Origin of the sequence: Gordonia sp. NPDC003585, from assembly GCF_040610755.1 — a bacterium.
GTDB lineage: Bacteria > Actinomycetota > Actinomycetes > Mycobacteriales > Mycobacteriaceae > Gordonia.
This window is the reverse complement of record NZ_JBEXMX010000045.1, coordinates 1-11,535: the sequence shown is the minus strand read 5'-3', so window position 1 is coordinate 11,535 and position 11,535 is coordinate 1. Positions and strand designations below refer to the sequence as shown.

General features: G+C 67.6%; 6 protein-coding genes and 2 CRISPR repeat arrays. Of the genes, 5 read left to right on the top strand and 1 reads right to left on the bottom strand.

The genetic code is table 11. The features are described from left to right. Window position 1: 1 nt before the first annotated feature. The 5 genes from cas7e to cas2e are packed head-to-tail and all read left to right on the top strand — an operon-like array spanning window position 2 to window position 3,825. Window positions 2–1,123 carry a type I-E CRISPR-associated protein Cas7/Cse4/CasC gene (gene cas7e, locus ABZW74_RS14015; protein ID WP_355276890.1) on the top strand — a complete coding sequence of 374 codons (1,122 nt, stop codon included), beginning with the start codon at window positions 2–4 and terminating at the stop codon, window positions 1,121–1,123. Continuing rightward, window positions 1,120–1,806 carry a type I-E CRISPR-associated protein Cas5/CasD gene (gene cas5e / locus ABZW74_RS14010; RefSeq protein WP_355276888.1) on the top strand — a complete coding sequence of 229 codons (687 nt, stop codon included), beginning with the start codon at window positions 1,120–1,122 and terminating at the stop codon, window positions 1,804–1,806. Before cas7e ends, cas5e begins: the two co-directional genes overlap by 4 nt. Further along, window positions 1,806–2,492: a type I-E CRISPR-associated protein Cas6/Cse3/CasE gene (gene cas6e, locus ABZW74_RS14005; protein ID WP_355276886.1), complete on the top strand. Its 687-nt coding sequence runs from the start codon at window positions 1,806–1,808 to the stop codon at window positions 2,490–2,492. The genes cas5e and cas6e overlap by 1 nt, the downstream gene beginning before the upstream one ends. Then, window positions 2,492–3,451 (top strand): type I-E CRISPR-associated endonuclease Cas1e, encoded by a 960-nt coding sequence (gene cas1e / locus ABZW74_RS14000; RefSeq protein WP_355276884.1) that lies wholly within the window; start codon window positions 2,492–2,494, stop codon window positions 3,449–3,451. The genes cas6e and cas1e overlap by 1 nt, the downstream gene beginning before the upstream one ends. Beyond that, window positions 3,445–3,825, top strand: a complete 381-nt coding sequence (gene cas2e / locus ABZW74_RS13995; RefSeq protein ID WP_355276882.1) for a type I-E CRISPR-associated endoribonuclease Cas2e — start codon at window positions 3,445–3,447, stop codon at window positions 3,823–3,825. The genes cas1e and cas2e overlap by 7 nt, the downstream gene beginning before the upstream one ends. A gap of 50 nt (window positions 3,826–3,875) precedes the next feature. Beyond that, window positions 3,876–4,392: a CRISPR direct-repeat array (repeat unit 29 nt; unit sequence GTGCTCCCCGCGGACGCGGGGATGAGCCC). 91 nt (window positions 4,393–4,483) lie between these two features. Here cas2e and ABZW74_RS13990 read toward each other — a convergent pair. Continuing rightward, a protein-coding gene (locus ABZW74_RS13990; protein ID WP_355276880.1) for an IS3 family transposase occupies window positions 4,484–5,637 on the bottom strand; the annotation gives its coding sequence in 2 pieces (ribosomal slippage) (window positions 4,484–5,361 and window positions 5,361–5,637; 1,155 coding nt in all). A gap of 76 nt (window positions 5,638–5,713) precedes the next feature. Beyond that, window positions 5,714–11,422: a CRISPR direct-repeat array (repeat unit 29 nt; unit sequence GTGCTCCCCGCGGACGCGGGGATGAGCCC). Between the last annotated feature and the right edge of the window lie 113 nt (window positions 11,423–11,535).

The following is an 11,535-nucleotide window of genomic DNA, read 5'->3' as shown; positions in this document are numbered from 1 at the left end:
CATGTTCATCGATATCCACATTCTCCAATCTGTTCCGCCGAGCAACATCAACCGGGACGACACGGGTAGCCCGAAGACGGCGATCTTTGGCGGAACCCGACGTGCGCGCGTTTCCAGTCAGGCGTGGAAGCGGGCCACGCGAAAGCACTTCAACGAGAACCTCGACGACAGCGGTGTCGGATACCGCACTCGCAAGGTCGCCGAGGTGCTCGGTCGGCGGATCGCGGCCCGCAGGGACGGCATCGATGATGCTGCCGCGAGAGAGCTTGCCTCCAAGGTGTTCACTGCTGCTGGAATCAAGATGGTCGCACCGAAGGTTGCAAAGGGTGCGCCGAAGAAGGCTGATGAGTCCGGCTACCTACTGTTTCTCAGTGCAACGCAACTGGATTCGCTGGTCGAGCTTGCGCTCGCTTCCCTCGACGGCGACGGGGAGCTGGACAAGAAGCGGGTTAAGGCGATCATCAACTCCGACAACAGTATCGATGTCGCTTTGTTCGGTCGGATGATCGCCGACGATGCCGAGCTGAACGTGGATGCGGCGGTGCAGGTGGCCCACGCGATCAGTGTGCAGGCCGTTGAGCAGGAGTTCGACTACTTCACCGCCGTCGACGATTTCGACGAATCTGAGCATGAGACCGGTGCCGGGATGATCGGCACCATCGAGTTCAACTCGTCGACGCTATACCGCTACGCCACTATCAACGTCAAGGGCCTGGAAGACAATCTCGGCGACGCGTCTGCAGCCGCCCGCGCTGCCGGAACGTTCCTGGAGTCCTTTGTGCGCTCTATGCCCACGGGCAAACAGAACACCTTTGCCAACAGGACGCTACCGGAGGTGGTGGTAGTCGCCATCCGTGATGACCAGCCGGTGAATCTGGTTGGTGCCTTCGAGCAGGCCGTGTCACCGACCGTGGACCGGGGCGCGGTATCGCTCGCCTCGGAGAAGCTGGTGCGTCGCGAAGCGGAGATCGCAGCTGCCTACGGTCCTGCCCGGGTGACGTTCCGTGCCGGTATCGCGGACGCGGACGCCGGGGCCGCCTCGCTCGGCGAATCCGTGGCGTTGAGTGACCTTGTTGCTCGTGTGGAGGGCGCCGTGCTTGACGAGTTGAGTGCATCGGCATGACCACGTTGTCGATCTGCCTCGCCGGCCCGATGCAGGCATGGGGAGCGTCGAGCCGCTTCACAAGTCGTGAGACGAGGCCTGAGCCCACGAAGAGCGGTGTCCTCGGCCTACTTGCTGCGGCACAGGGGATCCGGCGTACCGAGAGTATCGAGCATCTTCTCGGCCTCTCATTCGCGGTACGTGTCGACCAGCCGGGGACGTTGATGCGAGACTTCCAAGTAGCCAAGAGTCTCGATGACAAGCGCACGATGCCGCTGTCGAATCGGTACTACCTTGCCGACGCGATCTTTGTCGCGGCCGTCGAAGGTGATGAAAACCTGGTGCGATCCCTGGCCGATGCAATTAGGCGACCCACGTACCCCCTGTATCTCGGCCGGCGATCCTGCCCACCGAGTCGGCCGTTGTTTCTGGAAGTGAGGGGTGCCCCGCTCGTGGAAGTCCTGGCGGACACCCCGTGGCAGGCGTCCATTGAATTTCGTCGCAAACAGGGGAAGTCGGTGAGCCTCCGTATCGCTTCCGACGGCCGGCCGGGCAGTGGAGATACCGTGCGCGACGTGCCCGTGAGCTTCGACCCGCGGCGACGTGAGTACGCGCGGCGGCATGTGGAGGAGACCTGGGTGACGGTGGAGAACGCGGACGGCAGAGACGTCCACGATCCCATGGCAATTCTTGGCGGTGCGTGATGTATCTGACCAAGATGCCGATCAATCGCCGCCGACGGGGTGCCGGAAAGCTGCTCTCCTATCCGCAGGCCATGCATGCTGCCGTCGAATCAGCTTTTCCACCAAAAGCACAGGGGCCGAAGGACTCACGCCCTCTGTGGCGAGTGGATTCGCCGACAAGGGATGAAACGTACCTGTACATCGTCAGCGCCACCGAACCTGACCTGAGTCACGTCGTAGAGCAGGCCGGATGGCAGACCGGAGACATGTGGCAGACGCGAAGTTATCTACCGGTTCTGGACGGTTTACGTCCGGGAGGCCGATACGCGTTCCGCCTTCGTGCCAATCCCGTCCGCAGCGCCAGAAAGACGCCGGACGGTGACACGAAACCTGTTGCGCACGTATCGGAGAAGTACCAACTGGCATGGCTGACGGATCGGGCGGAGAGTCGCGGATTCGAGATCCCCGACGACAGTGCCGGCGACCGAGCATTGCGGATTGTGGAGCGGGGCACTATGCGGTTCGGCAAGTCGGGACAGCCGCCTGGCGCCAAGGGGGTCGTGACCATCGGGTTCGCCACCTACGAGGGAATCCTCGTGGTGTCTGACGCTGATGTCCTTCGCGGGTCCCTGATTAGCGGAATCGGGCGGGCAAAGGCGTATGGCTGCGGTCTGATGACGTTGGCGCATACAGGCTCCCGTGTGTAATGGGTGAGGTACCCGGACCGCCGCCCGTTCGACCCACGGAGCTGGTGAGGGTGGCGGATCGCCTTTCGTTCATCTACCTCGAACGCTGCACGGTGCATCGTGCGGACAATGCTATTACGGCAACCGATGAGCGTGGGGTGATCCACATCCCGGCGGCAACAATCGGGGCACTGCTGCTCGGGCCGGGGACTCGTGTCACCCACCAGGCGATGGTGTTGCTGGCGGAATCCGGTTCTACTTCGGTTTGGGTGGGGGAGCAGGGCGTCCGCTACTACGCGCACGGACGGCCGTTGGGGCGTTCGAGTCGCCTGCTGGATGCTCAGGCACGGGCGGTGAGCAATCGCGACGCGCGTCTGACCGTCGCGCGCAAGATGTACGCGATGAGGTTTCCCGGCGAGGATACGTCGGCGCTGACCATGCAGCAGCTGCGTGGGAAGGAAGGGGCGCGAGTCCGGCGCAGCTATCGGGAGCATGCCGAACGGACGGGGGTGGAGTGGAAGCGGCGCGACTACGATCCCAACGACTTCGCGGCGTCAGATGTTGTCAACCAGGCGCTTTCGGCTGCCACCACTTGCTTGTACGGTGTGGCGCACGCCGTGATTGTTGCGCTCGGATGTTCGCCCGGGCTGGGATTCGTGCACACCGGACATGATCGGTCTTTCGTGTATGACGTCGCGGATCTGTACAAGGCCGAGATTGCCATACCGGTGGCGTTCGATGTGGCCGCCGACGACGGTGTTGATGATGTTCCTGCGGTCACGCGCCGTAAGGTCCGCGACGCGGTCTTTGCAGCAAGGCTTTTGCCGCGCTGCGCCGCCGATGTGAAGCAGCTACTGGTCGGTGACGACGCTGAGGTGTCCGACTACGACGCCGACGTGGTCTATCTCTGGGATGACCGCGGCAAGGCCATCGCGAGCGGACAGAGCCACGGCGACGACGAGTTCGAGGTGCCGTGGTAGTTCTCATCGTTACAGCTTGCCCAGCTGGTCTGCGCGGCCATCTCACGCGATGGTTGCTAGAGATCAGCCCCGGTGTTTTCGTCGGAGTACTCAACCAGCGAGTTCGGGAGTTGGTGTGGGCGCGCGTGCAAGACCTTGTCAAGGATGGTCGTGCAGTGATGGTGTTCCCTGCTCAGAACGAGCAGCGCCTCGAATTCCTCGTCCATCGATACGACTGGCAGCCGATAGACATTGATGGAGTGCGTTTGGTTCGGCGGCCACATACGGGAGAGTCGTTGGAAGGTGCGGCTCGACCACGGGCCGGATGGAGCAAGGCGAGCCGGTACCGAAAGGCGCGGAGAATGCAGGCGCGAAAAGACGAACCGTCGAACTGAGTCTGAAGGAAACGCCGACCGCTTCGGGCTATAGTTGCTGCTCAGAAAGTGTGCTCCCCGCGGACGCGGGGATGAGCCCACGGACCCGGTGCCTGCTGATCCGCCGTCGCCGTGCTCCCCGCGGACGCGGGGATGAGCCCTGGAGAAGCTGCTGGCGCTGCCCGCCGACTAGGTGCTCCCCGCGGACGCGGGGATGAGCCCATTTATGATGCTCTGCTGTAGCGTGGCTGACGGTGCTCCCCGCGGACGCGGGGATGAGCCCGGGTAGGCGCATGAGCGCCCCGACTGTCGGCAGTGCTCCCCGCGGACGCGGGGATGAGCCCAGCGGCTTGGTGAACGTCTGCGCCCGCATGCGGTGCTCCCCGCGGACGCGGGGATGAGCCCGAGGTGTCCGCGCCAGCCGCCGCGACCGTGTAGTGCTCCCCGCGGACGCGGGGATGAGCCCCGTCGTCCGCCAAGAACTCGGGACCGCAGGCTGTGCTCCCCGCGGACGCGGGGATGAGCCCTGACCGAACATCGACTCCATGCCGACGAACTTGTGCTCCCCGCGGACGCGGGGATGAGCCCGGGTTCGGTGTCGTCGCGGCGGGTTTGGGGGAGTGGCAGGTCCCCGATAACCGGTCCAGGCAGTTCTAGAGCCAGTTCCTTGTTGTGATCGTCAGTCGATCTCGCAGCCCACGGGGTGATGTTGGTGGGTGCATCCGGCAGCGTACTCGGCCGGCGTTTGGTAGCCCAGCGCTGAGTGCCGGTGTCGGTGGTTGTGGTCGTCTTTGAAGTCGTCGATGACCACGCGGGCCTCGATCAGTGTGGGCCAGCAGTTGCGGTTCAAACACTCGTCGCGCAACCGGTTGTTGAACGACTCGATGAACCCGTTGTTCCACGGTGTGCCGGGCGGAATGTAGGAGATCCCGACCGACCCTGCACAGAACGCCTGCAGGGCTTCTGAGATGAACTCAGGGCCGTTGTCCATGCGCAGCACCATCGGCGGGCCACCCCAGATCGCGAACGTCTTCTCCAACTCCTCGATCAACCGCTCAGCCGGAATCGAGCGGTCCACGATGTTCAGCAACGACATCCGGGTGTGTTCGTCAACCATGGACGCGATCTTGATCTTCTTCCCATCCACGGTGGAATCGAACTGAAAGTCCAATGCCCATACCACTTTCGGTGCGTCCGCGACAACGACCGGGACCGATGACTGGCCGGCGCGTTTGCGGCGCGGAGCGCGCCGCACTTGCAGGCCCTCTTCTTTCCACAACCGGTGCACTTTCTTCTTGTTGATCTCGATGCCGTCGTCGAAGCGCAGGTGTGCCCACGCGCGCCGGAACCCGTGCCGGGGGTTCTTGCGGGCATACGTGCGTAGCTGCTCGCGCAGTGCGGCGTCGGGGTCGGCCGGGGTGTGTGCTTGCGGCAGCCGTCGATAGGCGGAACGGGAAAGCCCAACTACCTTGCACGCCATGCGTTCTGACATGCTCTTGACGTCCTTGAGCATGTCGATGGCGGCGCGTTTGGCGGTCGGGCTCAGAATTTTCCCTTGGCGATCTCCCGCAGCGCGTCTTTCTCGAGTTCGGCATCGGCGAGCAGTCGCTTGAGTCGGCTGTTCTGCTCGCGCAGCTCTTTGAGTTCCTTGGCGGCGTCGCCGTCCATGCCGCCGTACTGGCGCCGCCAGTTGTACAACGTGGCCGCCGACACCTCGAGATCGGCAGCGATCTCCTCGCCGGTCTTGCCTTCCGCGGTCAACTCATCGGCCCGGCGCAATTTGCGCACGATGTCCTCCGCCGAGTGACGCTTCCGTCCTGCCATGTTCTTCATCGTCCCTTCTCCGCCCTCATCAGGGCAATCAGGACTCTAAAACAACCCGGACCGGCTCACGGGGGACACGCCAGGAGTGCTCCCCGCGGACGCGGGGATGAGCCCGATGGTGTCGTATTTGGTCGGCGAGGGAAGCCGTGCTCCCCGCGGACGCGGGGATGAGCCCAGCAATTTCACTCGCTGCCCATACACCGGGAGGTGCTCCCCGCGGACGCGGGGATGAGCCCCGTGGACGGTCACCTGGTGGTGGGCGACACCAGTGCTCCCCGCGGACGCGGGGATGAGCCCGCCCGCTGCCGCCACGCCTGCATCGCCGACGTGTGCTCCCCGCGGACGCGGGGATGAGCCCGTGGCGTTATGTGGATGTGCCGTTGCGAATGTGTGCTCCCCGCGGACGCGGGGATGAGCCCACCTATCGCATCCGAGGGGCGAAGATGTGCCGGTGCTCCCCGCGGACGCGGGGATGAGCCCACCTATCGCATCCGAGGGGCGAAGATGTGCCGGTGCTCCCCGCGGACGCGGGGATGAGCCCACGATTGTGGGGTGGCCGAGCTCGGCTGCGTGGTGCTCCCCGCGGACGCGGGGATGAGCCACAGGATTTCGCCGAGCGGATGGGTGGTCGCAGCGTGCTCCCCGCGGACGCGGGGATGAGCCCCGCCCGTTCGCGTCTTGAAAAGACAGCGCCCGGTGTGCTCCCCGCGGACGCGGGGATGAGCCCTGGGCACATCATCGGAAGCTTTGGGCCACTTGGTGCTCCCCGCGGACGCGGGGATGAGCCCACCGCATTGATGGGTTCCGGGGTGCGCGGCTTGTGCTCCCCGCGGACGCGGGGATGAGCCCGACGACGTCCACCCAGTCGGGCCGCAGTCGCAGTGCTCCCCGCGGACGCGGGGATGAGCCCCTGCCGCGCTGGTTCTTCCGATACTCGCCCGTGTGCTCCCCGCGGACGCGGGGATGAGCCCAGGGTGCCCGATCTATCGCTAGCGCCGAAGAGGGTGCTCCCCGCGGACGCGGGGATGAGCCCGGTGTGCAGGTCGGTTCCTACGCAGAGAACGGGTGCTCCCCGCGGACGCGGGGATGAGCCCGCTTCCGCGACCGGTAGCGGCCCGTCGCACACGTGCTCCCCGCGGACGCGGGGATGAGCCCTCGATCGGTGAGCGAACATGGCTCAGACTGTAGTGCTCCCCGCGGACGCGGGGATGAGCCCGACACGTACAGCAGTGAGGTGCCTTCGTGGTCGTGCTCCCCGCGGACGCGGGGATGAGCCCAACCAAGACCACCGCATCCGCACACGACTCGGGTGCTCCCCGCGGACGCGGGGATGAGCCCTTTGTGATGCCATTCACCACGACGTAGTAATTGTGCTCCCCGCGGACGCGGGGATGAGCCCGCGTGACGGAAACCGTAGGGCGTCGTGACCACGTGCTCCCCGCGGACGCGGGGATGAGCCCCCAGTCGCGGCCGATCGCATCACAACAGCCCTGTGCTCCCCGCGGACGCGGGGATGAGCCCTCGACACCCGCGACGACCAGATCGCGAACCTTGTGCTCCCCGCGGACGCGGGGATGAGCCCTGCGTCGCCTGCAGCACGGGGAAGAATTCCTCCGTGCTCCCCGCGGACGCGGGGATGAGCCCGCACTCAACCAGAACCAGAACAACAACGACGAGTGCTCCCCGCGGACGCGGGGATGAGCCCACGTGGACACCTTCATGACCGCCCACCAGTTGGTGCTCCCCGCGGACGCGGGGATGAGCCCCCATCACAACTCCTTCGCATGGGCGCGGATGGGTGCTCCCCGCGGACGCGGGGATGAGCCCGGTCGCAACCGACGCATGGAAGCCCAGCTGATGTGCTCCCCGCGGACGCGGGGATGAGCCCACCCCACCATCCGCGAGATCTTCGACCGCGAGGTGCTCCCCGCGGACGCGGGGATGAGCCCGCCTCCGCTAAAACACCATCCAAGAGAAGGAAGTGCTCCCCGCGGACGCGGGGATGAGCCCCGACAGAAGCCGGACGGTGAACGCGGGGGTCAGTGCTCCCCGCGGACGCGGGGATGAGCCCGCGCGCACCTGCAACTCGAAGCCCGCGCCCGAGTGCTCCCCGCGGACGCGGGGATGAGCCCAGCGGCGGCAACGAGGCGAGCGGGCTGTTTCAGTGCTCCCCGCGGACGCGGGGATGAGCCCCGTTCGCGTACGCCCGTATATCGACCGGCCCAGTGCTCCCCGCGGACGCGGGGATGAGCCCCGCTGCATATTGGCGACCGGCCCCGACCAGTCGTGCTCCCCGCGGACGCGGGGATGAGCCCACGATCGGGTTCGTCGCAGCAAACCCGAACGGGTGCTCCCCGCGGACGCGGGGATGAGCCCAACTCGACTACGCGCGCGCGATCCTCGCCGCCGTGCTCCCCGCGGACGCGGGGATGAGCCCTGCGTGATCGCTGGCAGGAACGGCGACGGGAAGTGCTCCCCGCGGACGCGGGGATGAGCCCAGTACCGAGTCGATCGCGTACTTGGTGCCGGCGTGCTCCCCGCGGACGCGGGGATGAGCCCCTGCTCGACGCGATCCTGCGCGGTATCCGTGGGTGCTCCCCGCGGACGCGGGGATGAGCCCGCACCCACTACACACGCCCCCATGCTCGACGGGTGCTCCCCGCGGACGCGGGGATGAGCCCTGCTGAACCCGCCCGGTGTACGTCGGCGCATAGTGCTCCCCGCGGACGCGGGGATGAGCCCATCACGAATGTGAACGCCCCGAATCTGTTGGAGTGCTCCCCGCGGACGCGGGGATGAGCCCGCGGCGTGCACATCCCCTGGACAGCAACAACAGTGCTCCCCGCGGACGCGGGGATGAGCCCATCAAAGCGGCGCTCGGTGACAACGAAACCGGGTGCTCCCCGCGGACGCGGGGATGAGCCCGCGGATCGACCGTCTCAGCCTTCGCGTCGTCAGTGCTCCCCGCGGACGCGGGGATGAGCCCGGTGCGAGTCCGCAGCCGCAGCACTAGAGGACGTGCTCCCCGCGGACGCGGGGATGAGCCCATTGCGATCGCGCGTGGTGACGCCGAGCGAGGGTGCTCCCCGCGGACGCGGGGATGAGCCCCCGCAATGCGCCAGCAATGGCCATGGCACTGTGTGCTCCCCGCGGACGCGGGGATGAGCCCACGTGCCCGCGAACCTGTTCCCGCGCTGCCACGTGCTCCCCGCGGACGCGGGGATGAGCCCGGGCCGAACGGCACGTTGCCGATCGCCGCCGCGTGCTCCCCGCGGACGCGGGGATGAGCCCCAGCCGAGCCGTGCCCCTCCGACTCATCCCACGTGCTCCCCGCGGACGCGGGGATGAGCCCCTCCTCGGTCGGCGCACCGACGCGCCGGGTGGGTGCTCCCCGCGGACGCGGGGATGAGCCCGGCCCGATTCGGGTCGCGTAGTCCACTCGACCGTGCTCCCCGCGGACGCGGGGATGAGCCCGCAGCATCAACGGACACCCGAATCTCGCCCGAGTGCTCCCCGCGGACGCGGGGATGAGCCCGCCACCTTCCGTGACGAGAGGGAGTTCTACCAGTGCTCCCCGCGGACGCGGGGATGAGCCCACACCGCCAAGCTCCTTCACCTGCTCCCACGTGTGCTCCCCGCGGACGCGGGGATGAGCCCCTCGGCGACGAGCCGTCGTGGTTCTGGTGCGAGTGCTCCCCGCGGACGCGGGGATGAGCCCCCGGTTCGTCGACGGTCCTGGCTGGCATCTGTGTGCTCCCCGCGGACGCGGGGATGAGCCCGACTTTCACGGCGGAAACCAGTGGACCGGCTGGTGCTCCCCGCGGACGCGGGGATGAGCCCTGGCGGTACCACCAGAGGATGCCTTCGCGTGTGTGCTCCCCGCGGACGCGGGGATGAGCCCGGCTTCTGTCGAGTAGCCATCGGCGATCACCTGTGCTCCCCGCGGACGCGGGGATGAGCCCCAGCCTGGCTGGTCGTTGAGCGAGAGCACACTGTGCTCCCCGCGGACGCGGGGATGAGCCCGAAACGGAGACCACCGTGACCACCAGAACCGAGTGCTCCCCGCGGACGCGGGGATGAGCCCGCGATCCTCGCGGCCACCGAGGCCGAGGAACGCGTGCTCCCCGCGGACGCGGGGATGAGCCCGCGGTGACTGCGGCCGCTGTGGTCGGGAAGGCGTGCTCCCCGCGGACGCGGGGATGAGCCCGGACAGCCCCGTCAGTGGTGCCGTGTCGGAACGTGCTCCCCGCGGACGCGGGGATGAGCCCGGATTCCGGTGTTTGGGGAGCGTATAAGGCTCGTGCTCCCCGCGGACGCGGGGATGAGCCCCGCGGGCACGGAACCTGGCTGTTCTCGATCGCGTGCTCCCCGCGGACGCGGGGATGAGCCCACCAGACCGCCGTCAGCGGGGAGCCCGCGGCCGTGCTCCCCGCGGACGCGGGGATGAGCCCACCACCCGCAGCTCGGCCTGTGCTCGCAGTTCGTGCTCCCCGCGGACGCGGGGATGAGCCCGTCGCTCGGGAGGCCGGCGGTCCCGGCTGGGCGTGCTCCCCGCGGACGCGGGGATGAGCCCTGGGTGAACGTGAACGTCGAACCCGAGCGGATGTGCTCCCCGCGGACGCGGGGATGAGCCCGGTTGTGTGCAACATATCTGACAACCCGGACAGTGCTCCCCGCGGACGCGGGGATGAGCCCGGGTGGTTCGCCGAGCCGGTAACCGCGCGATGGTGCTCCCCGCGGACGCGGGGATGAGCCCAACTCGAACGGCCCGCGCTCGCGTACGTCGTGGTGCTCCCCGCGGACGCGGGGATGAGCCCAGGCGGCGCGCCGTCAGGAGGGATGCGACAACGTGCTCCCCGCGGACGCGGGGATGAGCCCGCACAGCTGGTTGCGCGCTACACCGACGGAAAGTGCTCCCCGCGGACGCGGGGATGAGCCCGTCCAACCGGTCGCGCGCCTTCAGAATCAGGGGTGCTCCCCGCGGACGCGGGGATGAGCCCAACGCATCCGCCAAATCGCCAATACCATCAGCGTGCTCCCCGCGGACGCGGGGATGAGCCCGTTCGACCGCTGACTCACGCCCGAGTCCGCGGGTGCTCCCCGCGGACGCGGGGATGAGCCCGGTGTGAGCATCGGTTTCGGCCGCAACTCCGAGTGCTCCCCGCGGACGCGGGGATGAGCCCGCCTGGACCACCACCCTCATCACCGCCATCGCGTGCTCCCCGCGGACGCGGGGATGAGCCCGCCTCAGCCTCACCCACTGCGCGACCGAGCAGGTGCTCCCCGCGGACGCGGGGATGAGCCCTCTGGTGTGTGGGTCCGGCAACGGCTGCGCACGTGCTCCCCGCGGACGCGGGGATGAGCCCCCGAAGCGTGACGCGACATCCGCGAGTATCGAGTGCTCCCCGCGGACGCGGGGATGAGCCCGTCCGCGCAACCCCATTGGTGAGACCGGTGACGTGCTCCCCGCGGACGCGGGGATGAGCCCGGGGTCGGTGACCGGCTCGCGCCGAATCATGCCGTGCTCCCCGCGGACGCGGGGATGAGCCCCGGCCAAGGGTCGGGTGGGTACGTGGACGGTGGTGCTCCCCGCGGACGCGGGGATGAGCCCTTGGTGCCCGTCTCCGCATCCTCGCCGTCAGGGTGCTCCCCGCGGACGCGGGGATGAGCCCGACATGGTCGCCGAACAGTTCGGCTAACGGTCGTGCTCCCCGCGGACGCGGGGATGAGCCCGACCCGATGACCTCGTGGTTGATCATGAGTGGGTGCTCCCCGCGGACGCGGGGATGTGTTAACGACGCCTGAAAACTGACCCCTTAGCGACGGGTGAATTTTGACCCCCGTCTGAGCTAGGAGGGTGATTTCAGTGGAACAGTGGGCGGAGATCCGCCGGTTGCATCGCAGTGA